The 26,322-nt window shown below is 46.8% G+C and carries 27 protein-coding genes; 9 read left to right on the top strand and 18 right to left on the bottom strand.

Translation table 11 applies throughout. From position 1 onward, the window contains the following. Window positions 1-2: 2 nt before the first annotated feature. Genes AWU56_RS07855 through AWU56_RS07845 form a run of 3 tightly spaced genes read right to left on the bottom strand, consistent with a single transcriptional unit; the run spans window position 3 to window position 2,290 of the window. Window positions 3-995, bottom strand: coding sequence for a COX15/CtaA family protein (locus AWU56_RS07855; RefSeq protein WP_006953850.1), 993 nt, complete (start codon window positions 993-995; stop codon window positions 3-5). Window positions 996-1,004: 9 nt separating this feature from the next. Beyond that, window positions 1,005-1,547: a redox-active disulfide-containing membrane protein gene (locus AWU56_RS07850; protein WP_286682184.1), complete on the bottom strand. Its 543-nt coding sequence runs from the start codon at window positions 1,545-1,547 to the stop codon at window positions 1,005-1,007. Beyond that, window positions 1,544-2,290: an SURF1 family protein gene (locus AWU56_RS07845; protein ID WP_286682183.1), complete on the bottom strand. Its 747-nt coding sequence runs from the start codon at window positions 2,288-2,290 to the stop codon at window positions 1,544-1,546. Before AWU56_RS07845 ends, AWU56_RS07850 begins: the two co-directional genes overlap by 4 nt. Here AWU56_RS07845 and AWU56_RS07840 point away from each other — a divergent pair. Continuing rightward, complete coding sequence (locus AWU56_RS07840) at window positions 2,268-2,483, top strand: DUF2909 domain-containing protein (protein WP_006953847.1); 216 nt, start codon at window positions 2,268-2,270, stop codon at window positions 2,481-2,483. The two genes, AWU56_RS07845 and AWU56_RS07840, sit on opposite strands and share 23 nt — an antisense overlap. A gap of 3 nt (window positions 2,484-2,486) precedes the next feature. Here AWU56_RS07840 and AWU56_RS07835 read toward each other — a convergent pair whose 3' ends face one another. The 6 genes from AWU56_RS07835 to lexA form a co-directional block, all read right to left on the bottom strand. After that, the gene (locus AWU56_RS07835; RefSeq protein WP_006953846.1) at window positions 2,487-3,365 is read right to left on the bottom strand and encodes a cytochrome c oxidase subunit 3; all 879 of its coding nucleotides are present in this window, start codon (window positions 3,363-3,365) and stop codon (window positions 2,487-2,489) included. A 13-nt stretch (window positions 3,366-3,378) separates the two neighbouring features. Then, window positions 3,379-3,948, bottom strand: coding sequence for a cytochrome c oxidase assembly protein (locus AWU56_RS07830; RefSeq protein ID WP_006953845.1), 570 nt, complete (start codon window positions 3,946-3,948; stop codon window positions 3,379-3,381). Window positions 3,949-3,952: 4 nt separating this feature from the next. After that, window positions 3,953-5,539, bottom strand: a complete 1,587-nt coding sequence (gene ctaD / locus AWU56_RS07825; protein ID WP_286682182.1) for a cytochrome c oxidase subunit I — start codon at window positions 5,537-5,539, stop codon at window positions 3,953-3,955. Window positions 5,540-5,549: 10 nt separating this feature from the next. After that, entirely contained in the window at window positions 5,550-6,674 is a 1,125-nt protein-coding gene (gene coxB / locus AWU56_RS07820; RefSeq protein ID WP_040487493.1) for a cytochrome c oxidase subunit II, read from the bottom strand. Between the two features lie 289 nt (window positions 6,675-6,963). Next, complete coding sequence (locus AWU56_RS07815) at window positions 6,964-7,383, bottom strand: hypothetical protein (RefSeq protein ID WP_286682181.1); 420 nt, start codon at window positions 7,381-7,383, stop codon at window positions 6,964-6,966. After that, the gene (gene lexA, locus AWU56_RS07810) at window positions 7,380-7,997 is read right to left on the bottom strand and encodes a transcriptional repressor LexA (RefSeq protein ID WP_006953841.1); all 618 of its coding nucleotides are present in this window, start codon (window positions 7,995-7,997) and stop codon (window positions 7,380-7,382) included. The genes AWU56_RS07815 and lexA overlap by 4 nt, the downstream gene beginning before the upstream one ends. A 146-nt stretch (window positions 7,998-8,143) precedes the next feature. Here lexA and plsB point away from each other — a divergent pair, with 146 nt between their 5' ends. Next, window positions 8,144-10,594: a glycerol-3-phosphate 1-O-acyltransferase PlsB gene (plsB, locus tag AWU56_RS07805; RefSeq protein ID WP_286682180.1), complete on the top strand. Its 2,451-nt coding sequence runs from the start codon at window positions 8,144-8,146 to the stop codon at window positions 10,592-10,594. Window positions 10,595-10,619: 25 nt separating this feature from the next. Here plsB and ubiA read toward each other — a convergent pair whose 3' ends face one another. Then, window positions 10,620-11,471 carry a 4-hydroxybenzoate octaprenyltransferase gene (gene ubiA / locus AWU56_RS07800; protein ID WP_006953839.1) on the bottom strand — a complete coding sequence of 284 codons (852 nt, stop codon included), beginning with the start codon at window positions 11,469-11,471 and terminating at the stop codon, window positions 10,620-10,622. Window positions 11,472-11,479: 8 nt separating this feature from the next. Next, window positions 11,480-12,022, bottom strand: a complete 543-nt coding sequence (locus tag AWU56_RS07795) for a chorismate--pyruvate lyase family protein (protein ID WP_006953838.1) — start codon at window positions 12,020-12,022, stop codon at window positions 11,480-11,482. 77 nt (window positions 12,023-12,099) lie between these two features. Here AWU56_RS07795 and AWU56_RS07790 point away from each other — a divergent pair, with 77 nt between their 5' ends. Next, on the top strand, window positions 12,100-12,507 hold the full coding sequence (locus AWU56_RS07790; RefSeq protein WP_006953837.1) for a flagellar basal body-associated FliL family protein: 408 nt from the start codon (window positions 12,100-12,102) through the stop codon (window positions 12,505-12,507). Here AWU56_RS07790 and AWU56_RS07785 read toward each other — a convergent pair. Genes AWU56_RS07785 through AWU56_RS07770 form a run of 4 tightly spaced genes read right to left on the bottom strand, consistent with a single transcriptional unit; the run spans window position 12,501 to window position 15,875 of the window. Further along, window positions 12,501-13,301, bottom strand: a complete 801-nt coding sequence (locus AWU56_RS07785) for a rhomboid family intramembrane serine protease (protein ID WP_006953836.1) — start codon at window positions 13,299-13,301, stop codon at window positions 12,501-12,503. The genes AWU56_RS07790 and AWU56_RS07785 overlap by 7 nt on opposite strands. Window positions 13,302-13,305: 4 nt before the next feature. Next, window positions 13,306-13,635, bottom strand: coding sequence for a thiosulfate sulfurtransferase GlpE (gene glpE / locus AWU56_RS07780; RefSeq protein ID WP_006953835.1), 330 nt, complete (start codon window positions 13,633-13,635; stop codon window positions 13,306-13,308). A 2-nt stretch (window positions 13,636-13,637) separates the two neighbouring features. Then, window positions 13,638-14,663 (bottom strand): L-threonine 3-dehydrogenase, encoded by a 1,026-nt coding sequence (gene tdh, locus AWU56_RS07775; protein WP_006953834.1) that lies wholly within the window; start codon window positions 14,661-14,663, stop codon window positions 13,638-13,640. A 21-nt stretch (window positions 14,664-14,684) separates the two neighbouring features. Next, entirely contained in the window at window positions 14,685-15,875 is a 1,191-nt protein-coding gene (locus AWU56_RS07770) for a glycine C-acetyltransferase (RefSeq protein WP_006953833.1), read from the bottom strand. Between the two features lie 155 nt (window positions 15,876-16,030). Here AWU56_RS07770 and coaD point away from each other — a divergent pair, with 155 nt between their 5' ends. Then, entirely contained in the window at window positions 16,031-16,522 is a 492-nt protein-coding gene (gene coaD / locus AWU56_RS07765) for a pantetheine-phosphate adenylyltransferase (protein ID WP_006953832.1), read from the top strand. Window positions 16,523-16,526: 4 nt separating this feature from the next. Here coaD and AWU56_RS07760 read toward each other — a convergent pair whose 3' ends face one another. Continuing rightward, complete coding sequence (locus AWU56_RS07760; protein WP_272978276.1) at window positions 16,527-17,846, bottom strand: sodium-dependent transporter; 1,320 nt, start codon at window positions 17,844-17,846, stop codon at window positions 16,527-16,529. Window positions 17,847-18,053: 207 nt separating this feature from the next. On the opposite strand from AWU56_RS07760, the gene pckA reads away from it, so the two are divergent. The 3 genes from pckA to AWU56_RS07745 all read left to right on the top strand — a co-directional run bounded on the left by pckA (window position 18,054) and on the right by AWU56_RS07745 (window position 21,913). Next, window positions 18,054-19,658 carry a phosphoenolpyruvate carboxykinase (ATP) gene (pckA, locus tag AWU56_RS07755; RefSeq protein WP_006953829.1) on the top strand — a complete coding sequence of 535 codons (1,605 nt, stop codon included), beginning with the start codon at window positions 18,054-18,056 and terminating at the stop codon, window positions 19,656-19,658. Between the two features lie 124 nt (window positions 19,659-19,782). Next, window positions 19,783-20,730, top strand: coding sequence for an ABC transporter ATP-binding protein (locus tag AWU56_RS07750; protein ID WP_286682179.1), 948 nt, complete (start codon window positions 19,783-19,785; stop codon window positions 20,728-20,730). Then, entirely contained in the window at window positions 20,717-21,913 is a 1,197-nt protein-coding gene (locus tag AWU56_RS07745) for an ABC transporter permease (RefSeq protein WP_286682178.1), read from the top strand. Before AWU56_RS07750 ends, AWU56_RS07745 begins: the two co-directional genes overlap by 14 nt. 54 nt (window positions 21,914-21,967) lie before the next feature. Here AWU56_RS07745 and AWU56_RS07740 read toward each other — a convergent pair whose 3' ends face one another. Together AWU56_RS07740 and fabR are read right to left on the bottom strand one after the other, a co-directional pair. Beyond that, on the bottom strand, window positions 21,968-23,986 hold the full coding sequence (locus tag AWU56_RS07740; protein WP_286682177.1) for a S9 family peptidase: 2,019 nt from the start codon (window positions 23,984-23,986) through the stop codon (window positions 21,968-21,970). Between the two features lie 28 nt (window positions 23,987-24,014). After that, entirely contained in the window at window positions 24,015-24,644 is a 630-nt protein-coding gene (fabR, locus tag AWU56_RS07735) for an HTH-type transcriptional repressor FabR (RefSeq protein WP_348671179.1), read from the bottom strand. A 178-nt stretch (window positions 24,645-24,822) separates the two neighbouring features. Between fabR and AWU56_RS07730 the strand changes: the two genes are divergently transcribed. Next, window positions 24,823-25,956 carry a fatty acid desaturase gene (locus AWU56_RS07730; RefSeq protein ID WP_272978271.1) on the top strand — a complete coding sequence of 378 codons (1,134 nt, stop codon included), beginning with the start codon at window positions 24,823-24,825 and terminating at the stop codon, window positions 25,954-25,956. Window positions 25,957-26,013: 57 nt separating this feature from the next. After that, window positions 26,014-26,316 carry a flagellar basal body rod C-terminal domain-containing protein gene (locus tag AWU56_RS07725; protein ID WP_006953822.1) on the top strand — a complete coding sequence of 101 codons (303 nt, stop codon included), beginning with the start codon at window positions 26,014-26,016 and terminating at the stop codon, window positions 26,314-26,316. Window positions 26,317-26,322 lie beyond the last annotated feature (6 nt).

Here is a 26,322-nt window from a genome sequence, read left to right as displayed (position 1 = left end):
TCTTACGCTTTGCGTGAAAGATTATAATTGAGTGCAACGAGTGACAGCAGTAGTAGCGCACCCACAGCGTTGTGTGCGACAGCGACCGGTAAAGGAAGGCTGTAAATTACATTGCTAAGGCCAAGGCTGATCTGGACTGTGAGTAATAAGGCTACCCAAGCTAATGAGCGTCTAAAAAAGCCAGACTGAGCTTTGCGCCAACATTTAAATAATAGCCAAGCTAATACCAGTGTAGTAAAGATCGCACCAAAACGATGCATGATGTGCATCGTCATTCGGTCGTCGTAATCATGGGCGCCAAATTGATAACTCGTTGCCTCAGGTACACTGAACGCGCCCGCAAAATCGAGCTGAGAAGTCCAATTACCCTCACAAACGGGTAGCTCGGTACAGGCGACTGCCGCATAGTTTGCGGCAACCCACCCACCAAGCGCTATTTGTCCGATAACGACTAACAACGCAAATAGTGCCAGTCCACGATATTTGCGTAGCTCCGGGTCGCCTCCTCCCAATCGGTAGGGTTCTAAACGCAGTGATAGCAGAAATAACAGCGACAGTACGCTAAAGCCACCGAGCAAGTGTCCCATGACAATGAGTGGTTGCAGGTTCATTGTGACAGTGAGCATGCCAAGCGTTGCCTGGAATATGACTAATAGCAAAATAAACAAAGGTAACTTCTTAGGCGTTGACTTTGAGTCGAACGTAGAACGCCTCTTTAATACTGAGCCGACAGCGATGACTAGAATTAAAAGACCTAACGTGCCAGCAAAGTAGCGATGAATCATTTCATTCCATGCTTTATGGTGTTCAAGCGGCGCATCAGGGAAACGCATTTGTGCTTCAGCAACATGATGCTCTTGAGTAGGAACACTCATAAACCCATAGCAGCCAGGCCAGTCAGGACACCCCAAACCCGCCTCGGTAAGTCGGGTATAAGCACCGAGAACAATTACACAAAATGCTAAAAGCAAACTGATTTTAACGAGTGTACGCATGAGTCAATCCTACCCAATCCGAGAAAGCTTTAACATTTTGCGAAGGTCAGCCAAGATGTTCTTGCCTTCTAAAACCATCGTTTCATGATCGGCATAAGTGGGGTAGTGCAGCATGACGTGGCCTTGTGGATCGATGATAAATACATGATCTGACGGAATGACCTTCACGGCGTTTATGATCTCGGGTGACTGTATGGCTACAATATCCTGCCAATGAGGCAACTCGCGTTGTTTGGACACCGTGTGTGGTGATAGCACGACGGGGGTCACGCGGTCGCTATCTTTTCCCAAAGCCACATCGAGCTGACCCAGCACATATAATGTATTCTTACATTGCTGACTGCACTCGTCCGGCATTCGATAAGCGACGCGCCAACCTTCCGGTAACACTTCGAGTTGCGATAACGCGAGCGGTTGCTCAAGCAACACGCCTTTATTGGTAGCGGGCTGATACCAATGTGTTTTAAGGGTCAGCCATGCGCCTATGACGGGCAGAGCGAATACTGCAATAACAATGAGCAACGTGCGTTGTGAGCGTGTGAGGGAGCTCATGGTGTCTCCTCTTGTTTTGATTTATTTAATTTGTATAGCACTACAAGGTATACCACTAAGCAGGCAATAGCGAGTGAAAACCATTGCACCGCGTAAGCCTGATGTTTTTCCGGTGCCATGACTTGAGGCTCCCACTGTTGCCGAAAACCTTTCAGTTGTGGCGAAACCAACAATAGCTCATAAGGTTTTAGCGCTATCCCCGTGTGCTCACTAATGGTTTGCGGGATAAACTCTTGGACGCGTTTTGGCCATTTCGTGTGTTGCTCCTCAAATACTTGAGAAATAAATTGATTCGCCTGAGGGATGCGAACTAAACCTTCTATTGTTAATTCCTGTTGCGGTAACTCGACGGTTGGAATTTCTGAGCGGGACCGTGGCGCCGCTATCCAACCTAAGTTAACAGGTAACAGCTCACTTAATTGAGTGCTTTTGAGTAAAGCAATGACGTGATAGCCAGGTTGCCCTTCAACCATTTGATTATCGAGCAAAAAGTAGCGTTTAGTATCGATTTGTCCTGTAACGCTAATTAACTCGAAGCGGTTTAGGGAGTTGCGATCCGATAGTTTGTCTGTCAGTGGGCGAGCCTGCTGATTTTGTGCCTGCGCAAAGTCGGTGAACAGCTGTTGTTTCTGTTGAGCGCGATCGAGTTGCCAGAATCCCAACTTGACCAAAATGGCAATAGCAATCACAGTAACTATTGACGCTACTAAGGGGATTTTTATGTTACTTCTATTCAAACTCATTATTGTCGCGCTTCTTCTTTATATGATTTTTAATTTATTTCGCGCTCTGTTCGTGATGTTGAGCAATGACCCAGAAAAACCGCCGATGTCGCGTTATTTAGGACGTCGGGTGGGTATCGCCGCGATCGTTTTACTGCTCATGGTGATCGCGGCGTATGCAGGCTTTTTACCGTTTCATCCAAGGCCCTATTAAGCCTTAAAGGACATACACAATTACAAATAGGCAAATCCACACCACGTCAACGAAGTGCCAGTACCAACTAGTTGCCTGAAAGGCGAAATGCTTTTGTGGCGTGAAGTGTCCTTTAAGCACGCGTAAAAACATAATGATCAACATCAGTGTGCCTAGCGTGACATGCATGCCATGGAAGCCTGTTAACAGATAAAAGGTGTTTCCGTAAACGCCAGATTGTAAGGTGAGTCCCAACTCCTCGTAAGCATGCACATACTCAGTGCCTTGCAAATAGAGAAATATCATGCCGAGCACTATTGTTAGGCCAAGCATTGCAGTGAGTTGGGTCCGTTTGTTTTTCTCCAGACCCACGTGGGCAAAATGGCAGGTTATCGAACTGGTGATCAAGATGACGGTATTAATCAATGGTAATCCGTACCAGCCCATCGCTTGTGTTTTGGTTCCACCCGGTGTTTCAACGAGAGGCCATTGAGCAACGAACTGAGGCCATAAAACTTCACCTGTCATGACGTTATTGCTGGCGCCATCTAACCAAGGCACCGCAATCATTCGCGCGTAGAAAAGCGCGCCAAAAAAGGCACCAAAAAACATCACCTCAGAGAAGATGAACCAACTCATACCTTGCTTATAAGAGGTGTCGAGTTGATCGCTATGAAGTCCGCTCATTGTTTCATTGATCTGATCGCGGAACCAACCGAACAGCATCACCGCAATGACACCAAATCCGGCGAAAAGAACGTGCGACCCCCAACCTTGCGTATCGCTGGTTGCTTCAATAACGGTATGGGCGGCGCCCCATGCAATTAATCCTAAGCCAAGCGCTCCCACGATGGGCCAAATGCTTGACGGTGGTACATAATAACTTTGTTGTTGTTCTGCCATAACGACGTATTCCTTATTCTGTTGACTCAAGCAAAGCCAGAGCTTCTGGCGTCGCGTTGGCTGTCATATCATACAGCGTGTATGACAGGGTGAAGGTGGTGATATGGGCTGGAATGTCAGGGTCAATATAAAACTGCATTGGCATTTTGGCATCGTTGCCGGCGGCCAGCGGTTGCTGATTGAAACAAAAACATTCGACTTTATTAAGATAAAGTGATGCCTCTGCTGGCGCGATAGAAGGAATCGCTTGAGCGACCATATCATCAGGCGTTGGGTTCGCGGCAAGAAAGTTTACGACACGTACTTCGCCAGGATGAACGCGCACCTCTTTAATTTCCGGTTCGAACTTCCACGGAATGCCCTGTGCTGTTCGCGTAATAAATTGCACTCTGACGGTACGACTTTTATCGACCTCATGTTGACTGACCGCAGCAGGTTCGTTGTTGGTACGTCCGTTAAATCCGGTGACCTCGCAAAATACGTTATACAACGGTACCAGCGCAAAACCAAAGGCAAACATGCCTGCTACGGTGAGTAGCAGGCGTTTGACGATTTTACTATTGTTAGCACGTTTATCAGACATAAGATCACTCCACTTTGGGTGGTGTCTCAAACGTGTGATAGGGAGCTGGTGACGGAACGGTCCACTCGAGGCCTTCCGCGCCATCCCATGGCTTGGCTGCTGCTTTTTCGCCACCACGCGCACATTTGATCACCAACCATAAAAAGATGAGTTGTGATAAACCAAAGGCGAAGCCGCCGATACTGGTGATTTGGTTGATATCTGCGAACTGCACCGCGTAGTCGGGGATACGACGAGGCATACCGGCTAATCCCGCGAAATGCATTGGGAAAAACAACACATTAACCGAGATGAGAGAGCACCAGAAGTGCAGCCTTGCCAATGTTGTATCGTACATGTGTCCGGTCCACTTCGGCAGCCAATAATAGCTTGCTGCCATGACAGAGAAGATTGCTCCGGTTACCAACACGTAATGAAAGTGAGCGACGACAAAGTAAGTATCATGATACTGGAAGTCGACAGGGGTCATCGCAAGCATGACACCGGAGAAGCCGCCAATCGTGAACAAAATCACGAATGCGAGTGCGAATAGCATGGGAACCTCAAACGAAATCGCGCCTCGCCACATCGTGGCAACCCAGTTAAAGACTTTAACACCTGTCGGTACAGCAATTAGCATCGTGCAGTACATGAAAAAGAGCTCGGCGAAAACGGGCATACCTGTAGTAAACATATGATGTGCCCAGACCAGAAACGATAAAATGGCAATCGAGGCGGTTGCATACACCATCGAGGAATAACCAAATAATTTTTTCCTTGAGAAAGTCGGTATGATCGCTGAAATAATGCCGAAAGACGGCAATATCATAATGTAGACCTCGGGGTGACCGAAGAACCAGAAAATATGCTGGAACATGACCGGATCACCGCCGCCGGCGGCATTAAAAAAGCTGGTGCCAAAGTACTTATCGGTGAGGACCATCGTCACAGCGCCTGCAAGTACAGGCATGACGGCAATCAATAAAAAGGCAGTAATTAACCACGTCCAGACAAATAAAGGCATCTTCATGTAAGTCATGCCCGGCGCGCGCATGTTGAATATGGTTACGATAACGTTGATCGCGCCCATAATGGATGAAATACCCATGATGTGTACGGCGAATACGAACAGCGCTGTGGAGTCATTACTGTACGTTGTTGAGAGCGGCGCGTAGAACGTCCAGCCAAAGTCGGGACCGCCGCCTTCCATGAATAATGATGACAAAAGAATCACGAAGGCGAATGGAAGAATCCAAAAGCTCCAGTTATTCATGCGTGGCAATGCCATATCAGGTGCGCCAATCATCATCGGCACCATCCAGTTCGCAAGTCCCGTAAAGGCCGGCATTACGGCGCCAAAAATCATAACGAGTCCATGCACGGTGGTCATCTGGTTAAAAAACTGAGGCTCCACCAGCTGTAAACCCGGTTGAAAAAGTTCGGCACGAATGACCATCGCCATTGCACCGCCAACAAAAAACATAATTAAACTAAACCACAAATACATCGAACCAATATCTTTGTGGTTTGTGGTAAACAACCAACGAGTAATGCCAGACGGCTTATGATCGTGGTGTGCTTCGTGATTGTGATCGTCCACTACTGTGCTCATCACCGTCTCCTTATTTATTCATTGCTGCGTTAATGTCGGCGGCTTGTACCATCTCGCCCGTATCATTACCCCAGGCATTACGCTCGTATGTAATAACAGAAGCCAGCTCTTGCATTGTTAATTGCTGGGCAAAAGCTTGCATCGCTGATCCTTGGACACCGTGCAAAACAATATCAATGTGCTTATCGATATTTTCTGGCTTAGACGCAATCGGACTGCCTGCAAGCGCAGGGAAGGTGCCTGAAATGCCTTGACCGTTAGGCTGATGACATGCAGCACACGTACTGTTATAAATTTTCTCACCCATCGCCATTAACTCGTCCATCGACATTTCCATATCAAGCAATTCTTGCTGGCGCTTTTGCTCGGCAATTTGCTTTGCTTCTGTCTCGTCGATCCATTTAGCGTAGTCTTCAGGGGTCTTTGCAATTACAACGATGGGCATAAAGCCGTGGTCTTTGCCGCACAACTCGGCACACTGACCGCGATAAATACCGGGTTCATCAATTCGAGTCCAGGCTTCGTTAATAAAGCCGGGATTGGCATCCTTTTTAACGGCAAAATCAGGTACCCACCAACTGTGGATAACATCGTCAGAGGTGACGAGAAAACGAACCTTTTGACCCGTCGGCAAAACAAGTGGGTTATCGACCTCTCTAAGGTAGTTTTCACTCTTATCAAACTTATTATCTATTTGTTGTTGTTGAGTCGCTAAGCGACTAAAAAATTCTACTTCGCGATCAAAATATTTGTAGTGCCATTTCCATTGGGATCCGGTGACCTGAATAGTTACGTCAGCATCTGATGTATCTTCCATTGCTATTAAGGTCGATGTTGCAGGTATCGCCATACCCACCAAAATAAGGAACGGAATCAGCGTCCAAAGAATTTCAACCTTTACATTCTCATGGAACTTCGCGGGCTCACGACCGCGGGATTTGCGGTGTCTAATCATTGAATAGAACATCAGTCCAAAAACGACAACACCGATTACACAGCAGATATAAAATATCGTCATGTGCAAGTCGTAAACGTCCCGACTGACTTCTGTTACACCTTTCGTGAGGTTGAGGCTGCGCTCTTGGGAAAGCGCAGATGCACTATACAACAGGGGTAGTGCCCATAACGGCTTCATTTTCACGTGACTTCTCCTCTCATTCTTCTCTGCTTGAGCAAAATGCTAGCTTGGAAGAACAAAGAGGTAAGCAGAAAAAGGAACAGCTTCTCCCCAGAAATCACTTTCTCTACCAACTCTTTGTTGTAGTTTATAAGTTATACTAATTTATATAGTTGGGTAGTATCATTTATTAACTAAAATCTACACAAAGATCTAGATCAAAAACGTTAAATGGTTAAAAAGTGTCCATAAATGTTAAAAAAAAGGCTGCCGAAGCAGCCAGAAATGTATTAACCCTGTTGGGGGATTAGTGCAGGTGGGGGGTTAATACATCCTCTTCAAACATGAAGCTCTGGGTTTGGCTCACTCGAGATGATAGACGAATACGCTGCGCAGCGCGCTTGTCGAAGCCACTAACCCAAGCGACCACAACGTCACTGGTTCCTGATAATACGGCTTGTTCGAGTGCCCATGCGCGATCGTCCGTCTTGCCTGGGCGTAGCCAACGAATACGTTGGCGAGGAATACCTGCGTTAACAAGTTGTTGTACAAAACTCGCCTGTCCGCCGATAACTGTAATCCAGCGCTGTCCGATGCTGTGTACTGCCGCTTCAAGTGCCGCTGATAAGCTAGGCGGAACAACATTAGGCGTAATCACTTCGGCCTGTTGATTGTTGTATGTCCATAGTCCAGGGTGATTGCTGCTGTTTGATTGTAGTCTTTTCATAAAGATGCTCCGTTACGAATGATGCCAACGGCAAGTCCTTCGATAGCAAATACTTGCTGGGCAAGGTCGACAACAATCGTAGAGAACTCTTCGTTCTCGGGATGCAATAGTACTTGACGACCTTTTTGTTCAAACCGTTTAACCGTGACTTCGTCTTCAACGCGGGCGACTACAATCTGCCCATTGCGCGCTTGTTCAGTTTTATGGACAGCGAGCAAATCACCGTCCAAAATTCCAATATTTCTCATGCTCATCCCGTTAACACGAAGCAAAAATTGTGCACTGGGATAAAACATTGATTCATCGAGTTGATAATGGCGTTCGATATGCTCTTGGGCCAATATGGGCTCACCAGCTGCCACTTGACCAATGAGCGGCAAGCCAAGCTCTTCTTCTATATCTTCAGCCACTAAGCGAATGCCGCGAGACATGCCCGGCATGATTTCAATCACGCCCTTTTTGGCTAACGCTTTTAAATGCTCTTCAGCAGCGTTGGCTGAGCGAAAGCCCAACCGACTCGCGATTTCGGCGCGCGTAGGCGGCATACCGGTTGCTTGTAAGTTATCTTTAATTAACTCAAGAATTTCGGCTTGTCTGGGAGTCAGTGGACGCATAGCAATTACCTGTTTATCTGTACAGTATACTGTGAGTATATACAGGTATTGTTGAGATGCAAGTCATTTTATTCGACGACTTTTTCGAACGGAATTGTTATGATTATTGTCTTACTGTTTTAAACGCAAGGGTAGCAAGGAATATCATGACCGCGGTGAGTTGGAGTTACGCGCTCTTTAAACATCCTATCCGTTGGATGACACGAGCAATGACCATAATTGATAAGCCTGAGGCCGATCAGGCGGATATCACGGTAGCACCTGTAGTGTACGTGATGCGCTCAAATGCCAAGTCTGACTTCGCCATTTTGCAGCGTTCCGCGCGTGAAAATCAGCTACCCGATCCTCAACAGCCCCTGTACATCAACGGAAAGTCGTTTGATCGAGTGCTACTGTTACCGGAGCGCGATGACGCCGCTTCAGCACGAGCACTTTCGCAATTTCAAGCGCTACTAGAAGCGCATCAAGCCGATCCTGAGCTGGATGTACAATTACTCCCAGTGGGGATATTTTGGGGCCGCAAGCCCGGACAAGAGGCCCACGCGGGAAATGCCATGACCGGTGACTTAGATAACCCGGGGCATTTGCGTAAGTTCTGGTTGATCATGTTCTCCGGGCGTCAAGTTCTATGCCGCATGTCGCGTCCTGTAAGCTTAGGCCAGATGAGTCGTCAAAGTGGCGCCGATTATCGTATCGCGCATAAACTAGCGCGTGTGGCACGGGTCCACTTTGTGCGCATGCGTTATGCGGTTGCGGGTCCTAAATTGAGCGATCGCAATGAACTTTTGAACCAGCTTCTGAAAACACCGGCGCTTAAAAAGGCGATAAAAGATGAGCAACGCTCGAATAAAGTGGATGAGGCGCAAGCCTTAAAAAAGGCTAAAGGCTATTTAAACGAAATTGCCGCAAACTACAGCGAAACCCTGGTACGTGTATTAGATCGCTTTATGACATGGATGTGGAGTCGAATCTATAACGGTATCGATGTACGCGGCGCCGATGAAGTGCGTAAGCTTGCTCAGCAAGGGCATGAAATCATTTATGTACCTTGTCACCGAAGTCATATGGATTACTTGCTGCTAAGTTACGTTATCTATAAGCAAGGTCTTGTACCTCCGCATATCGCCGCAGGGGTTAATTTAAACTTTTTCCCTGTGGGTTCGATTTTCCGCCGTGGCGGCGCATTCTTTATTCGTCGTTCGTTTCGCGGCAACAAGCTCTATTCATCTGTATTTCGTGAGTATCTATGCTGGTTGTTCCAGAAAGGCTACCCGGTCGAATACTTTACCGAGGGTGGACGCTCACGTACGGGGCGTTTATTGCCGCCTAAGACGGGTATGTTTGCCATGACCGTGCAAGGTATGTTGAGAGGTCAGCAAAGACCGATTTCGATTGTACCCGTGTACTTAGGTTATGAGCACGTAATGGAGGTAGCAACTTACCTCAAAGAGCTCAAAGGTAAAAATAAAGAGAAAGAATCGTTGTTCCAAGTTTTGAAGTCCGTCACTAAGCTGAAAAACTTTGGTCAGGGATTTGTTACTTTCGGCTCGCCCATCGATTTAAAAGCCTATATGGATGACCATGTTGATGACTGGCAGCGTTCTGTCACACGAGGCGCAGAAGAGCCCGAAAGACCCAGTTGGTTAACACCGACGGTCAATGGCTTAGCCGAGCAAGTCATGCGCGGTATCAATGATTGTGCGGCTGCCAATAGCGTTAATCTCACGGCATTGGCGCTATTAAGTTCGGAGCATAATGCGCTAACGCGAGAAGAACTGATTGCCCAAATCAATGTTTACCTGAATTTACTACGCGAGGTGCCATATACGCATCACGTCAACGTACCTGAGCAGTCAGCAGAAGAGCTGTTGTCGTTGGCGCTACGCACCGATAAGTTTGACGTAGAAGATGACTCAATGGGGCAGGTCATCTCCTTGCACGCAGCGAATGCTATTGCAATGACGTATTACCGAAATAATGTACTTCACTTAATGATATTACCCGGTGTGATTGCATCTTTGATTCATGCCAAGCAAAAAGTGAACGTCACAACTATTATCGAGCGTTGTAGCGCGGTATACCCCATGTTGCAGGCTGAGTTATTTTTGTCACACAGCGACAAGGATTTAGATACTTGGGTGCGTGCTATCGTAGAAGAATTAGAACGCCAACAGCTTATTAGCCTTGATGGTGAGATGGTGCGCGCAGCAAACCGCGAAACGGCGGCGTGGTTACAACTTAAATTATTGGCGGGCAGCGCAAGCGAGACGTTACAGCGTTATGCAATCGTTTTAGAGTTGTTGCAGCAAGCGCAGCCGATTAAGCGTGCCGAACTTGAGCGTCAGTCGATAACGCTCGCTGAACGACTCAGCTCGATTCATGGCATTGATGCGCCAGAGTTCTATGATAAGAAAGTCATGACAAGTTTTATCGCAAGCCTTAAGGCCCAATCTCTCTTGCAAGTCAACGATGATGGCGATCAAGTGGCTGCGCCTGAAATAGGTCCATTAAGTGACGACATAGATGAGTTGCTCGATCCGACAATCTTGCAGACGATTCGTCAATCGGTGCAACAGTTGATGGTCAGCGCAGACTAAATGCGTTGACCATCCGCTCGACTCATTAATACCAGTAGTGAAGCGCAAGGCTGACGCCAATAACCATTCCAATGTAGTGATTATGCAGAAAGGCTTGGAAACAGGCCTTAGGTGCTCGTTCTCGTATCATCCAATGTTGATAACTAAACAGACAAGCGGCGGCTATGAGACCGAGCCAAGCGTACCACTGCACATTGAGGTGATGCCAAACCACGGCGAGAATAATTAAAGTCACAACCTGCAAGACAGCGATAATGAGTCTATCGTAACGACCGAACAGGATGGCTGTACTTTTTATGCCTACTTTGAGGTCATCTGCTCGATCCGCCATAGCGTACTCGGTATCGTAGGCAATGGTCCAAACGATATTAGCAATAAATAAGCCACCCGCAAGCCACCATTGATCGCTATTCAGCGCACTAAATGCCATCAAAATACCGAAGCTAAACGCGATACCTAACACGACTTGAGGAAGTTGTGTCCAGCGTTTGCAAAATGGATAGAGAGATGCCACACCGGCTGCGGCAAAAGCCAGCATAATGGTTTGTGTATTAAACTGAAGCACCAGCAGAAATGCGAGTATCAAAAGTCCAAAGAATAACAGGATGGCCTCGGTGCTGTTGACCTCACCGGCAGCAAGAGGGCGTAATTTTGTGCGCTCCACATGACCATCAAGATTACGGTCTGCGAAGTCATTAATCACACAGCCTGCTGAGCGCATTAAAAATGTACCTAACATAAATATGACCACGATTTTGAGCGGTGGATTACCGTCACCGGCAATAAGAAGTGCCCATAACGTTGGCCATGCGAGCAAATAAGTACCAATAGGACGGTCAGCGCGCATTAAACGCCAATAGCTGTTAAGTTTATTCATTGATTACCTCAGTATATCGGTACAGGGCTTAAGAAAAACTCGCTTACTAAAACACTTTGTCCCTGGGTTTCGAACAGGCTCCGTCGTCCCCAAAGAGGGCCTTTTTGCTGGTAAAAGTGCTGATTAATTTCGTTGATACCATGGTTTAAGGGTAGTTGAGTAACTTCAAAAGTCGAGCGAGTTAAATCGGGCTGGTTAAATAATGACTGACCTAACGACTGTGTCCCGAGCTCACCCAAATTAAGGTTATGCCGGTCTGCCGCCGATATAGGAAAAACGCTACGAGCGAATACGAATGGACGCTCGTCTAGAGTGAGTAGTACTTCCCGAACAACAAAAAGAGTTTGCTGTGGAAACTTTGAACGTTCATTGGCAAAGGGTGATGCCGCAGTTTGACCGATGAGTTCCACCGCAAAAGAGCCTGGTAACGAACGTAACTTGGCTGTAAGTGAACTCTCGTCTAGTAACCAATCTCGGACGGTTGGCTCTAGTTGGATATCGGAGGCACGCTGCCAACAACAAGGTTCGGTACTGAGAAATTCAATAGACATAGTGATTGGTGCTCATGATATTCTTTGGCTATCATACCAAAGCCACTGCCGTTAAACATTATAAAGGCTAATGAATTATGACCTTGCAACGTTGGTTGTTCAGCATTTTGTTACTTTTCAGTCTTACGCTATTCTCGGCAAGCGCCGCGCGAGCTCAGGATGTCGCTTACTATGGATTTGAGCCAGATATCATTACAAATTTTATTAAGGATAAAGAAGAGTATCGACTTGGCTTTATTCGGGTTGCTGTAGAGGTCATGGTCGATAATCCACAAAATGTGAGCGTGGTAGAGCATCACGCTCCATTGTTGAGAGATGCTTTTATTCAGATCCTAAGTACAGCGAGTGAACAGCAAATCAGAACAATGACGGGCAGAGATCAGTTGCGACTTAAGTGTTTTGAACAAGCACAGCGATTGATGGCGAAGGAGACCGGCAGTACGGTGATCAAGCAAGTCATTTTCACGAAATATATTTATCAATAGCGCGGTTTGGGCGTGAGTTTGCGAACGGTGATCCCTGCAATGCAACCTGCTATCAGCCCAGCTAGGTGAGCTTCGTTTGCCACGTTGACCCAGAGTACATTGGTGTAGCCAAGTATCAGCCAACCCAGCATAAATAGAATGAGTGCAGGTGGCAGTTTAAGTGGAGTATTGCGCTGCCCACTATATAGCCAACAAAAACCCAATAAACCGTAAACCACACCAGACATCCCGCCAAAATTAGGACCACTTACCTGAAATTGAATCACGTTAGCACTGACAGCGGTAAGTACGAACAAGGCAAACAACCAACGTGTCCCTAAATAGACCTCTATCCGACCACCTAAATACCACCACCAAAATAAGTTAAAAACGATGTGGGTAGCGGAAAAGTGAAGAAAGGCGGGCGTTATAAATCGCCAAGGGGCATCGAGCGGGAGCTGAGAAAAGCTATCACTAATGATAAAGTAACGAACAAAAGTATCACCGCCCGCCATAATGCCTATAAACATAAGCACGCAAACCACGGCAATGATGCGGGTTAACCAACCTGTATTTTTCATCAGGTCATTTAGCAATTCACGATTTTTTGTCTGTTCACGAACCGCAATGATGTCTGGGTCAGCCTTAAACTCGTCTATAAGTTGGCGAGCCCGTGCCTCGTAACTGCTTTGATGCAGTAACAAATCTAGTTTGCCATTTCGCTCACTCACACTGACAGGGATACCTTGGCTACGAAGCCACGCATATAACTGCTGAAGGTAAGGACCATCCTGAGTTGTGAGTAAGCGTTTCATTAATTTAGCCCTGCTCGACCGCTTCTGGGTAGGCCGTTTGCCAAGCGGTAAAGCCGCCATCCATGCTACTCACTTGCGTGAGGCCTTGCGATTCCAGCACCAGCGCGGCTTGTTGACTGCTTATACCGTGGTAACACACAACAATGACCTGCGTGTCTTTATCGGTATTCGCTAAGAAGTCACTGATATTGTCGTTGTTGAGTGGTTGTGCATTGGGGATATGACCCGCTTGAAAGGATTGCGGATCTCTAATATCAACGAACACAGGAGAGGCATCCGAAGCCCATGCTTGGTGGGCTTCTACCAATGAAATATGACGAACAGACTGAGTCATCGTTAGTCCCAATTAAGAATAACTTTACCGGACTGACCCGAAACCATGGTTTCGAACCCTTCCTCGTAGTCATCAACTGACATTTGATGGGTCAATATAGGTGAAATATCTAAGCCTGATTGCAGCAAACTGGCCATTTTGTACCAAGTTTCAAACATTTCACGACCATAGATACCTTTAATGACCAGTCCCTTAAAGATAACTTCGTTCCAGTCAATGGCAACGTTTTCAGGTGGAATTCCTAACATTGCCACCTTACCGCCATGGTTCATCGTCGCGAGCATTTGCGAGAATGCTGACGGTACACCGGACATCTCTAGCCCAACGTCAAAGCCTTCTTTCATGCCCAGCTCTGACATAACGTCTTTGAGACTCTCTTCAGCCACGTTAACGGCACGAGTTACACCCATCTTTTTGGCTAGCTCAAGTCGGTACTCATTCACATCGGTGATCACTACATGACGTGCCCCGACATGGCGAGCCACTGCCGCCGCCATAATACCGATAGGACCTGCGCCGGTAATCAGAACATCCTCGCCAACGAGATCAAAGGCAAGGGCGGTATGTACCGCATTACCCAAAGGATCCATGATGGCCGCCATATCGTCGGTGACGTCGTCCGGCAACTTAAATGCGTTGTCAGCCGGGATAACGAGGTACTCGGCAAAGGCACCAGGGCGGTTGACCCCAACACCATAGGTATTGCGGCACAAATGACGGCGTCCAGCACGACAGTTGCGGCAGTGACCACAGGTAATATGCCCTTCACCGGATACACGATCACCGACTTCAAAGCCGCGCACGCCATCACCCATGGCGGCTACTTCACCCACGTATTCGTGGCCTACAACCATAGGCACTGGAATCGTTTTTTGTGACCAATCGTCCCATTTATAAATGTGAACATCGGTACCGCAAATCGCGGTTTTCTTAATTTTGATGAGTACGTCGTTATAACCAAATTCCGGCTTCTCGACGTCGGTCATCCAAATACCCGGCTTTGAATGCAGTTTCGCTAGTGCTTTCATAATCAGTCCCCAGACTCGGCGTTAAATAACGCCGAGCTCTTTACCAATACGTGTGAATGCTTCAATAGTGCGGTCAAGTTGTTCGCGTGTGTGTGCCGCAGACATTTGCGTACGGATACGCGCTTTGCCCTTAGGTACGACAGGGAACGAGAATCCGATGACATAGATACCTTCTTCGAGCAAACGATCAGCCATTTCAGAAGCAAGGCGAGCGTCGCCAATCATGACCGGAATAATCGCATGGTCAGCACCGCTGAGGGTAAAGCCCGCCGCTTCCATTTCGGTTCTGAAATAGGTTGCGTTATTCCAGAGTCGTTCACGTAATTCGTTACCCTGTTCAAGCATTTCAAGTACTTTGATGGATGCTTGAACGATAGCCGGTGCTACCGAGTTAGAGAATAAATAAGGACGCGAACGCTGACGTAACCAATCGATCACTTCCTTTTTGCCCGATGTGTAACCACCGGAAGCACCGCCTAAAGCTTTACCCAACGTTCCGGTGATGATATCAACGCGACCCAAAACGTCGCAGTATTCATGGGTACCTTTACCATTAGCGCCTAAGAAGCCAGTTGCGTGGCAGTCATCCATCATCACCAAGGCGTCATATTTATCTGCTAAGTCACAGATACCTTTAAGATCGGCAATAACACCGTCCATCGAGAATACACCGTCGGTCGCAATCAACTTAAAACGTGCGCCATCAGCATCGGCTTGTTTAAGTTGTTGTTCAAGGTCATCAAGGTTATTGTTTTTGTAGCGGTAGCGTTTTGCTTTACTAAGACGGATGCCATCAATAATGCTGGCGTGGTTTAACTCATCGCTGATAATAGCGTCCTCTGGGCCCATCAAGGTCTCAAATAGACCCCCATTGGCGTCAAAACACGAAGAATAAAGAATCGTGTCTTCGGTACCCAGAAAGTCACTCAGTTTAGTTTCCAGTGTTTTGTGAATATCTTGCGTACCACAAATAAAACGCACCGACGCAGTACCAAAGCCGTGTTCATCAAGACCTTGCTTAGCCGCTTTAATTAGGTCCGGATGATTGGCAAGGCCTAAGTAATTGTTGGCACAAAAGTTCAACACTTGTTGGCCATTAACGGTAATTTCAGAACTTTGATCAGAAGTGATAATACGTTCTTTTTTGTACAGACCGTCTGATTTGGTCTGTTCGAGTTGCTCATTAAGGTGCTGATAAAAATTTGTGTTCATTACGAAATCCTGTTCAGTCATTTGGCTTTCTTAACATTACCCTGTATTTTACGCATGTTCACTGAAAGCCGCATCCTTAATTTGCAAAAGCTATAAAGATGAGCCAGTTTTGAGGATGTACTGTAAAGTTTGCACAACGTTAAAACGAGGAACCTATGCATCGTAGAGCTATTTACCCTGGCACTTTTGATCCCATAACCAATGGCCACGCCGACCTTATCGAGCGCGCTGCAAGCCTGTTCAGTGAGATCATCGTCGGTGTAGCGGAAAGTCCAAGTAAGAAGCCGTTATTTAGCTTGCAAGAACGGGTACTATTAGCTCAACAAGTGACTGAGAAGTTGGACAATGTGCGTGTGGTGGGTTTTTCAGGACTGTTAGTTAATTTTGCTAAGGACCATGATGCATCGGTATTGATTCGTGGCTTGCGCGCGGTCTCGGATTTTGAGTACGAATTCCAACTTGCCAATATGAATCGACGACTATTCCCCGAGCTGGAAAGTGTGTTTTTAACACCCGCTGAAGAAAACTCCTTTATTTCGTCGACTCTAGTTAAAGAAGTTGCTTTGCATGGCGGCGACGTTGGCGAGTTTGTGGATGGGCGTGTGGCTGAGGCGCTGCAACAAAAATTTGCTGGACAACGCCCTTAATCAGCTAAGCAATCGCGCTTTGGTAAAAAACCAGCCCCATTAAGACTGGGCAAATATACCGTAAGTGCCAACGTAGTAATCGGTAGCGCAAGCCCTGCGCTGCCAGCGCTGTAACATGGTTACTACGTTTCCAGAACCACCCAACAACCAGCAAGTAAAACAATCCCGACAGCGGTAATTGGAATTGGGTTACAGCGGTAACTACCCAGCCAAACAGCGGCTCAAACCAAAGCACCAAGGATAGTGCGAGCAACGCGATTACGAGCATGGCAATGGCAACGGCGACTGGGCGAGGTAAGTCGTGCTCTTCTAATAAATAAGAGACGGGCACCTCAGCCTGAGCCATAGTCGATGTGAGTGCCGCGATGCTGAGTAAAATAAAGAAGCCAAAGCCAACCCATAAACCGGCAAAGCCCATACTGCCGAACAGCTCCGGTAAAACAGCGAATATCAGCTGTCCCTCACCAATAAACTGGTTACCTTGTTCAACGGAAACGCCCAATTTAATAGCCACAAATAATGCAGGAATAATCAGCAAGCCTGCTAAAAATGCGACCAACGTATCTAACGCGGCTACAGATAAACTTAAACGACCCAACTGTGCTCCGGGGCGCAAATACGATCCGTAAATCATCATGCCACCCAAGCCAATCGATAAAGAGAAGAATGCCTGACCCATGGCGGCGATATAGATATCGGGATCAGTGAATTGTTCAACCTCTGGGATCAGATAGGTTTTAAAACCTTCACCCGCACCCGGTAAACTGGCTATGTAAACGATGAGCCCGACTAATAGAACAACCAGAAGCGGCATCAAGCGTTTTGACCAGAGTTCGATACCTTGTTCGACACCTTTAAGTACGACGGATGCGGTGAGAACCAAAAACACCGAAGTAAAAACTAAATCGCGTACCATGCTGCCGGTAAGTAAAAATTCAGCAACGCCTGACAAGCCCATGGCTGTGGCAAGATAGCCTAGTGCGTGAACTAACATCCAACCGGCAACGATGTGATAGAAACTTAACATTAAACATGAGCCAATGACGTTGAGTAGTCCCATCGTCCCACCAACAGGGCGCATGCGTCCTTCGCTAAGTTGTTTGAGCGAGCGAACAGGGTTGGCTTGGGCATGATGACCAATCAGCATTTCGCTATAAAGCGCGGGAATAGCAAGGACAAAAATCACACACAAATAAACCAGCAAAAAAGCGCCGCCACCATGGTTAGCAACCTGGGTTGGAAACCCCCAAATGTTACCTAAACCAACAGCCGATCCTGCTGCTGCCAGCACAAATCCGATTCTTGACTTAAATGAGTCACGCATAAGGACAAAACAACTTTAGTTAAATATTAAGTAAAAGAGGGGGCATTCTAACGGACTGAGAAAATTTTGCCCTATCTTTTTTTGTCAATTAAAGGTAACATTCGCGACCAAATTTTATGCTTGTGGCGAGTGCGTAAAGGGATTAATGCGTGTGCCGCAAGAAGTAACGTTCGTTTAATGCAAGACCGTATCTCAGGAGCCCTTGTCATGCCAAATTTGGATCTGAGCCGCTACGGCATCAATGATGTCCAAGAAGTTGTTCATAACCCCTCTTATGATGTGTTATTTGAGGAAGAAACTCGCAATGACCTGCATGGTTTTGAAAAAGGAACCGTGACCAAGCTCGGTGCCGTTGCAGTCGACACGGGTATCTTTACCGGTCGTTCACCAAAAGATAAATACATCGTTAAAGATGACACGACACGGGACACTGTATGGTGGGCAGATCAAGGCAAAAATGACAACAAGGCGATGTCACAAGAAACTTGGACCCACTTAAAAGGATTAGTGACTAACCAGCTATCAAACAAGCGTTTGTTCGTCGTTGATACGTATTGTGGTGCTAATGAAGATACACGCTTAGCGGTGCGCTTTATTACTGAGGTGGCGTGGCAAGCGCATTTTGTGAAGAATATGTTTATCCGTCCTTCAGGCGAAGAGTTAGAAACGTTTGAGCCTGACTTTGTGGTGATGAACGGAGCAAAATGCATTAATCCAGATTGGCAAGAGCAAGGTCTTAACTCAGAAAATTTCGTAGCGTTTAACCTGACCGAAAAAATTCAGTTAATCGGCGGTACGTGGTATGGCGGTGAGATGAAGAAAGGTATGTTCTCGATGATGAACTACTTCTTGCCGCTACAAGGTATGGCCTCGATGCACTGCTCGGCTAACGTGGGCAAAGACGGTGATGTGGCAGTGTTCTTCGGTTTATCGGGAACGGGCAAAACAACATTGTCGACGGATCCAAAGCGCGCCCTTATCGGTGATGATGAACACGGTTGGGATGACGATGGCGTATTTAACTTCGAAGGCGGTTGTTATGCGAAAACGATCAACCTGTCGAAAGAAGCGGAACCTGATATTTATAATGCCATTCGTCGCGATGCGTTATTAGAAAACGTGACCGTGCGCGAAGATGGCAGCGTTGATTTTGATGACAATAGCAAAACCGAGAATACGCGCGTTTCTTATCCTATTTATCACATCGATAATATCGTTAAACCTGTTTCAAAAGCGGGCCACGCGAAGAAAGTGATTTTCCTAACTGCCGATGCGTTTGGCGTGTTGCCGCCAGTATCGAAACTCACTAAAGAGCAGGCGCAGTATCACTTTTTATCGGGCTTTACGGCTAAATTGGCGGGTACTGAACGTGGTGTTACGGAACCTACGCCAACGTTTTCAAGCTGTTTTGGCGCGGCTTTTTTGACATTGCATCCTACCCAATACGCTGAAGTATTAGTAAAACGTATGGAAGCAGCTGGCGCCGAGGCATATTTGGTAAATACCGGCTGGAATGGTACTGGTAAACGTATCTCGATTAAAGCGACGCGCGCGATCATCGATGCCATTCTCGACGGCTCAATTGAAGATGCTGAATTCCATCAGTTGCCATACTTCAACTTGGCTATGCCAACTGAATTGGCGGGTGTTGAAGATAGCGCTATCCTCGATCCACGTAATACTTACGAGGATGCAGAAGACTGGAACTTAAAAGCGAAAGATCTCGCGCAGCGTTTTGTAGCGAACTTTGAGAAGTTCACTGATACAGAAAACGGCAAAGCGTTAGTCGCTGCAGGACCGAGTGTTAAGTAAACACGCAACTTACAAATTGAAACAAAATAAAAACCCGCAACGGCTGTTGCGGGTTTTTTTTGCTCTGTAATATATACTCAATTGGTTACTTAATTTTTACATTTATCTAAACGCTGCGAGAATCATGAATATACAAATAACAAACCTAACCAAGCGTTATAAAACCGTCACCGCGGTTGACAATATATCGCTTACGGTCAACTCAGGTGAAATATACGCATTGCTCGGACCCAACGGCGCCGGCAAATCATCTTTAGTGCGTATGTTGGTGGGGCTGACCCAAGCTGACGAGGGCAGTATTGAAATTTCCGATGCTAGCGGTCATCGTCCTCAGCTCAGCCCTGAGGACTTTGCTTATCTACCCGAAGACCGAGGGTTATATCAAGATCGAACGATTGTGGATAATCTGGGTTTTATTGCCGAACTACGAGGTCTGGATAAATCATTGGCGCAGCAGCGCATTGACCAATGGTTGGATTACTTTGACCTTACTGAACGCAAAAAGGAGCCCATGCGACAGCTTTCTAAAGGTAACCAACAAAAAGTTCAGTTGATCGCGACATTGATACACGATCCCGATTTGGTCATTTTAGATGAGCCATTTTCAGGTCTTGACCCGGTGAACCAAGAACATGTGATGAACGTGTTAACCGATTTGAAGCAAAGGGGGAAAACGGTATTACTGAGTGCTCATCAAATGGCATTAGTGGAACGTCTTGCGGATAAGATGTTGTTAATGTCACATGGTCGCGCGCTAGCGCAGGGTACGTTGGCGAAAATTCGCGCCAAACTTCAGCCTCAGCGGGTTTATCGTATCGAATGTGACGCTGAAGTGGCTCGCAACCAATGGGGTCAGCACGAGGCAATCGTTGATGTGTCTGTGGTCGACACCGATCTAGCGCATGTGACGGTGGACCCTTATGTTGATGTTCAGCATTTATGGCCTGAGTTAAATCAGCATGTACCCATGCGCAGCTTCTCACCGCTACAGCTTGGATTGCATGAGTTGTACCTCAACACCATTGAGCAAAACAATAACAAATCAAAGGATGTTCAGCATGAGTCTGCTTAGCAGCAAAGTATCGAAAATCGCATGGTGGGAATTCCGCCGCTTTTTTAAATGGAAGCAAGAGCTCATTTCGATAGGCTTACTGGTTGTCATTATGGCAGTGAGTACAGGCTGGGGAGCTATCAGCGCAGTATTCGAAGAGCAATATAATGGCGCAATTTATTTCGAGCAACGCGCTAACCCCGGCGACTATGAAGCCCCTAAAGATATCACTTTGCGTGACGCAGGCTCGATGGAGGTTGAGAAGTGGAAGTCGCAGCTACCAGAGACGCTCGACGTCGTGGTGATCGTGCATCCTGATAACACAGCGACACTGCGCGTACATAAACGTGACGATTGGCAAAGCGATTTAACCAACTCACTACAAAACTACTTACAAACGTTACGCGTTGCCGGATTAGAGCTTACCGATGAACAGCGCACAGTCCTCGACTCTAAACCCGAAGTAACGCTTGATATTGCGCAAGTCGACGTTGATGAGTCGGCAACTGATGACGAAGGGAGTAGCGAGCTGGGAATGTTCTTAGGTATTGGCATCTCTGTCGGCGTATTTACCGGTTTTGGTTTGATGATGATGTCGATTACGGCGGAGAAACAGCAGCGAGTGACTGAGCAACTACTAACGATTATTTCGCCACGCGAGTGGATGGATGGGAAAATTGTTGGGATCACCTTACACAGTTTGAAGGCGATGGTATTCATCGGTTTATTCTTTGGCGCTATCGCACTGCTTGCTGCAAGCTTTAGTAGCGAGGGTTCCATAAGTTTTACTTTTGATCCCTTTGTTGTGATCGCATCGTTTGTGTTTGTGTTGCTCGGCTTACTGATGATTAATGCAATGCTGGCAGGTTTCTCGGCCACGATTGATGATCCCAACCATTCATCACGTAGCTCATTTATGCTTATCCCGTTATTGCCGATATTCCTAAGTTTCAGCGTTGTCGATAGTCCAGACGGTACGCTCGCACAAATTATGAGTATTTTACCCGTTTCATCATTCATGATGATGCCCGCGCGTTTGGCACAAACTGATGTAGCGTGGTGGCAAATAGGCCTCAGTTTAGCGTTGTTAGTGGTCAGTCTTATCTGGATGCGGAACGTTGCGGCTCGTTTGTTTACGATGGGAATACAATTCTATGGTAAAGAGCCCAGTTGGAAAGATATTTGGAATGCTATACGAGGTTAATACTTAAACTAAAAAGACGCCGCAGAATGCGGCGTCTTTTATGAGACTCAAGACTTACTTGATTTGCTTAATATGGTCGATAGCAAAAGGTGGCTTTTCTTCTGCTTGCTCGACTAAGAATGAGTCCATCCAACGCATCAGACGAATACTGTAATCGAGTTGCGCCGCCATATGACGGTTACCATGTCCTTCTCCTGGGTATAACACCAAGCGGACGGGCACATTGCCATGCGTCTTAAGGTAACGATAAAGCTCCATTGACTGCGAAGGATGCACACGGGTGTCTTCCTTACCGTGCATAATAAGGATAGGCGTGCGCGCTTTTTCCGCATGATAAATGGGTGAACGCTCGAGGTACCACTGCCATTTGTCCCACGGATAGCTGCGAGCGTGTACCGCGTTCATTTCTTTGGCGATATCGGTCGTACCAAACTTAGAGAGGTTATCGCTGATACCAACAAACATAACGCTTGCGGCAAAGTGTTCAGTTTGAGCGGTCGCGCCCCAAGCCGAAGCATAACCACCGTAAGAGCCACCCGTTATCCCAACGCGAGTCTCGTCAGCTAGACCCATATCGACCAGATGCTGCTTGCCATCAACAATATCGTCAAACTCTTTTCCTGCGTAGTCATTTTGGCTGAGTTTAGAGAACTCAACACCACGGCCTGTGCTACCACGGTAATTAGGGAAGAATAACGCGTAACCTTGCGCTGCCGCGTGTTTCACTGGCGATGAATAACGATCCAGCCAGCCATTAGAGTAATGTGACTCAGGACCTCCATGAATAACCATAATCAAAGGGTATTTTTCACCTTCTTGATAGTCAGTTGGATAAACAAGGATTCCTTCGAGTTCAAGACCATCGCGTGCTTTATAAGTGATAGTTTCCTGCTTAGGCATCGTCACTTCTTCTAACCATGGATTAGAAACGGTTAAACGGTCTAAACCACGCGAGGTCAACTCAAATGCTTCATTAGGATGGGCAGGGCGGTTGCCTCGTAACACAATTTTATCCACGCCAGCAGAGCCGTCTAAACCGGTAAAGATCGCTTCACCCGCGTCAATCAAGTCGCGATTCTCCAGGAACTGAAGAGTTAACGCTTTGACTTCTGATTCGGTGCCCCGGTGACCTAACCAAACTAACTCCTGCTCAGTACGCCAGGTAAAGTCTTGAATTGAACCTTGGTAATCAGGTAATACACGACGGATGGTAGCGTTTTGCGTATTGTATACCTTGAGTACGCTGGCTGATGGGTCGTTGTAATCAGCGGCACTGATCAATGCAACATACTGACCGTTTGGTGAAAATTCAGCTTTGCCCAGCTTTCCTTCAGTAGGAATACTCGCAACAGTCTCACCATTTAAAGACATGATGTGGTACTGACTGCTCATGTAGTAGTCATCAATCAACGGTGTGGGTGCAGTACGCACCAGCAGTTGCTCGTCGTTTGGACTCCATTGAGCAGAGATGACCTGAACATCATCAGCCGTCACTTGCTTGGCTTCTGCATCGGCTTGGCTCAAGTCGACTTGGTATAAATGACGGTAGGTAAGATCCTCTTCATAGACTTCTGCTTTGAAACCGTACTCAGCCTCTTTTTTGGCGTCTTTATCGCGACTACCCGTTGATAGAAAAATCAATGACTGGCCATCTGAACTTAAATCATAGGCTGTGATTGAACCATCGAATTCGTAAACAGATTGGACGCCACCACCTGCGAGCGGGATACGATAGAGTTCGCTGTAATCATCGCCGTCTCGCTTAGCGGTAAAATAAATATATTCGCTGTTAGGACCGAACTCAACGTCAGAAAAAGACTCTTCTTTGCTTAAATAAACCGTTTCTTTGCCGTTCGCGGTGCGAATAACTAACTCAGTTTTACCGCTGTCTTCTTTATCGGTATACGGGTGCGCAGGGTAATACTTGGTAATAGCCGTGAATTGACCGTTAGGTGACAAATTAACATCGACAACTGATTGTGCAGTCACGGTTTCCATTAGTGTCATATCGCGCGCTTGGCCAGTGACGGCTAAGCCAAGCAAGCTGACAGCTCCGAGCGTTCTCGCTATCATGGTGTTCTCCAGTTAAGGTTGTTGTAATTTATTCTACTCTAGCACGTCGAGTGGCTTCTGCACCGCGAGCGACAAGACGCACTTGTTGTATTGTTTGCTCCGCTATTCGTAAGCGTTGTGTATTATCGACGTCGAAACAGTCAGCGCCTGCACTAAATACGATTTTTACGATTGCATCCGATTGCAGATCGGCGAGCGCAGCGTTGAAGCCCTGTTCATCGCGTAAATACTCGATAAGTTCAGCTTTGAAGTGTTCTAGTTCACGCTCAACTGCCTTACGGAACTCGCGGGAGCGACCTGTTCGCTCTTGTAATAGCAGTCGAAAAATAGCCGTATTATCAGCTACAAACTGCATGAAGGTCTCGATTGAAACACGAATAATCGAGCCACCCTTATCAATACGTTGTCGCGCTTGTCGGAGCAGTTGTCGAAGAGTCAAGCCACACTCGTCGACCAGGGTGAGTCCGAGCTCATCCATGTTACGGAAATGCCGATAAAATGAGGTCGGTGCGATACCGGCTTCGCGTGCAACCTCACGCAAACTCAGACTCGAAAAACCAGTTTCCGCGCTTAATTGATTCATCGCTGCGTTAATGAGAGCACGCCTTGTTTTCTCTTTTTGTTGCGCGCGCACACCAATCGATTGAGATTTTGCCAAAATTTTTTCCAAAACTGTGCTTTATATCTGATTCAAGATAATAACATAGCTTAAAAGACAATCATCGCTTGAGTTTTTTTATTAAAGAAGTAGAATTCAGCGTACAAGTGTTAGCTGATCAGTCAAAAGGATCAAAAAATGCTTGGCGTGGTAAGAATTAACTAAATGTGAGTTACGAATGAATTCGATTAATGCAAAACCCCCAATCATCTGGTTAAACGTTTGGGTGTTCGCAATCACCTTCGCTATTGCAGCGATCGGTGTACCTGTTTATGCCTATGTACATGGCATTGATTCCAGTCTTTGGTGGGCAATGATAGGAACCGCCTGTTTTGCAGGCATCTCGATCACTGCCGGTTATCACCGCTTATGGTCCCACAAAGCCTATAAAGCGCACCCTATTGTGCGTTTCCTGTTCGCAATTGGTGGTGCCGTTGCGTTGCAAAATAGTGTGCTGCACTGGTCGAGTGACCATCGTGTACACCACACACATGTCGACGATAATGACAAAGACCCCTATTCAGCGAAACGTGGTTTTTGGTATTCGCACATTGGCTGGATGCTACGTGAGTATCAAGCCAGTCGCTATAGCGATTACAACAACGTTAAAGATTTACAAGAAGATCCGATTGTCATGTGGCAACACAAGCACTATCTGTCACTCACCTTGCTCACTAACTTTGGTTGGCCACTATTATTTGGCTGGATGGTGGGCGATGTGCTAGGTGGCTTATTGGTTGTCGGCGTATTGCGTCTTGTACTGAATCACCATACGACGTTCTTTATTAATTCGCTTGCCCACATTTGGGGCTCGCAACCGTATACTGATAAAAATACTGCGCGCGATAATGGTGTGCTCGCCTTCTTGACCTTTGGCGAGGGTTATCATAACTACCATCATATTTTTTCGGCAGATTATCGAAATGGCATCCGTTGGTATCAATTCGACCCAACCAAGTGGTTAATTCGCGGGTTATCCTACGCGAAGCTGACGAGCGACTTGAAGCGTACGTCGGGGTATCAGATTGAGCGGGCGAAATTGACGATGCAGCTGACGCGAGCGTCGAAAAAGGCGAAGTCGGCGCCTCAAGTGTTGATTGATAGCGCACACGAGCATTATCAGCAAATGGCGACCTGTTTACGCGAGTATTATCAAACTCGCAAAAAGTTGCTAGATGCTAAAGCTAAGCAACTGAAAGAGCAGGTACATTTTGACGGCTTACAAGATCGTATTGATGAGCTTAAACAGAATCTTGATGAGCAACAGCGTCATTGGCGTTCGTTATTATCAGAAATAAAGCGTTACGCTTGATATTGAGTAAAAAGTAAACAATAATGAGCACTGCTTGGGTTTTTTCGAGGAGTGCTCATGGAAATTAGCAACGTACTTTCAGCTGGCATGCAAGGCATGCAACGTTCAAGTCAGCAAGTGACTGAAGCAAGCGCTGAACTTGCCGATCCCCAACAAACGAATCAGCGGTGGCAACAGAGTGCTGCAGATGTAGCGTCTGGTTCGGAAACCGCGAGTGAAACACTTAATAGTGTCCCCGCCAATACGGCAACCGATGCCCTGGTCTCGCTAAAGCAAGGGCAGCAAAGCTTTGAAGCCAACACGAAAAGTGTGCAAACCGCTGATGAAATGTTGGGTACAATGATAGACACTAAGGTGTGATCATTT

It is taken from the genome of Idiomarina sp. T82-3, from assembly GCF_001577655.1.
Classification (GTDB): Bacteria; Pseudomonadota; Gammaproteobacteria; order Enterobacterales; family Alteromonadaceae; genus Idiomarina; species Idiomarina baltica.
Note: the sequence above shows the minus strand (reverse complement) of the source record. Positions and strands in the feature narration are given on the sequence as shown.

Excerpts from the sequence above, each read along its gene's own strand:
- AWU56_RS07750 (WP_286682179.1), top strand. The coding sequence starts at position 19,783 with ATGAATATACAAATAACAAACCTAACCAAGCGTTATAAAACCGTCACC.
- AWU56_RS07845 (WP_286682183.1), bottom strand. The coding sequence starts at position 2,290 with ATGAGTTTGAATAGAAGTAACATAAAAATCCCCTTAGTAGCGTCAATA.
- coxB (WP_040487493.1), bottom strand. The coding sequence starts at position 6,674 with ATGAAGCCGTTATGGGCACTACCCCTGTTGTATAGTGCATCTGCGCTT.
- AWU56_RS07855 (WP_006953850.1), bottom strand. The coding sequence starts at position 995 with ATGCGTACACTCGTTAAAATCAGTTTGCTTTTAGCATTTTGTGTAATT.
- tdh (WP_006953834.1), bottom strand. The coding sequence starts at position 14,663 with ATGAAAGCACTAGCGAAACTGCATTCAAAGCCGGGTATTTGGATGACC.
- lexA (WP_006953841.1), bottom strand. The coding sequence starts at position 7,997 with ATGCGTCCACTGACTCCCAGACAAGCCGAAATTCTTGAGTTAATTAAA.
- ctaD (WP_286682182.1), bottom strand. The coding sequence starts at position 5,539 with ATGAGCACAGTAGTGGACGATCACAATCACGAAGCACACCACGATCAT.
- AWU56_RS07770 (WP_006953833.1), bottom strand. The coding sequence starts at position 15,875 with ATGAACACAAATTTTTATCAGCACCTTAATGAGCAACTCGAACAGACC.
- AWU56_RS07725 (WP_006953822.1), top strand. The coding sequence starts at position 26,014 with ATGGAAATTAGCAACGTACTTTCAGCTGGCATGCAAGGCATGCAACGT.
- AWU56_RS07745 (WP_286682178.1), top strand. The coding sequence starts at position 20,717 with ATGAGTCTGCTTAGCAGCAAAGTATCGAAAATCGCATGGTGGGAATTC.
- AWU56_RS07785 (WP_006953836.1), bottom strand. The coding sequence starts at position 13,301 with ATGAAACGCTTACTCACAACTCAGGATGGTCCTTACCTTCAGCAGTTA.
- AWU56_RS07740 (WP_286682177.1), bottom strand. The coding sequence starts at position 23,986 with ATGATAGCGAGAACGCTCGGAGCTGTCAGCTTGCTTGGCTTAGCCGTC.
- AWU56_RS07730 (WP_272978271.1), top strand. The coding sequence starts at position 24,823 with ATGAATTCGATTAATGCAAAACCCCCAATCATCTGGTTAAACGTTTGG.
- AWU56_RS07760 (WP_272978276.1), bottom strand. The coding sequence starts at position 17,846 with ATGCGTGACTCATTTAAGTCAAGAATCGGATTTGTGCTGGCAGCAGCA.
- ubiA (WP_006953839.1), bottom strand. The coding sequence starts at position 11,471 with ATGAATAAACTTAACAGCTATTGGCGTTTAATGCGCGCTGACCGTCCT.
- AWU56_RS07850 (WP_286682184.1), bottom strand. The coding sequence starts at position 1,547 with ATGAGCTCCCTCACACGCTCACAACGCACGTTGCTCATTGTTATTGCA.
- AWU56_RS07795 (WP_006953838.1), bottom strand. The coding sequence starts at position 12,022 with ATGTCTATTGAATTTCTCAGTACCGAACCTTGTTGTTGGCAGCGTGCC.
- AWU56_RS07815 (WP_286682181.1), bottom strand. The coding sequence starts at position 7,383 with ATGAAAAGACTACAATCAAACAGCAGCAATCACCCTGGACTATGGACA.
- AWU56_RS07790 (WP_006953837.1), top strand. The coding sequence starts at position 12,100 with ATGACCTTGCAACGTTGGTTGTTCAGCATTTTGTTACTTTTCAGTCTT.
- AWU56_RS07835 (WP_006953846.1), bottom strand. The coding sequence starts at position 3,365 with ATGGCAGAACAACAACAAAGTTATTATGTACCACCGTCAAGCATTTGG.
- pckA (WP_006953829.1), top strand. The coding sequence starts at position 18,054 with ATGCCAAATTTGGATCTGAGCCGCTACGGCATCAATGATGTCCAAGAA.
- AWU56_RS07830 (WP_006953845.1), bottom strand. The coding sequence starts at position 3,948 with ATGTCTGATAAACGTGCTAACAATAGTAAAATCGTCAAACGCCTGCTA.
- plsB (WP_286682180.1), top strand. The coding sequence starts at position 8,144 with ATGACCGCGGTGAGTTGGAGTTACGCGCTCTTTAAACATCCTATCCGT.
- coaD (WP_006953832.1), top strand. The coding sequence starts at position 16,031 with ATGCATCGTAGAGCTATTTACCCTGGCACTTTTGATCCCATAACCAAT.
- glpE (WP_006953835.1), bottom strand. The coding sequence starts at position 13,635 with ATGACTCAGTCTGTTCGTCATATTTCATTGGTAGAAGCCCACCAAGCA.
- AWU56_RS07840 (WP_006953847.1), top strand. The coding sequence starts at position 2,268 with ATGTTACTTCTATTCAAACTCATTATTGTCGCGCTTCTTCTTTATATG.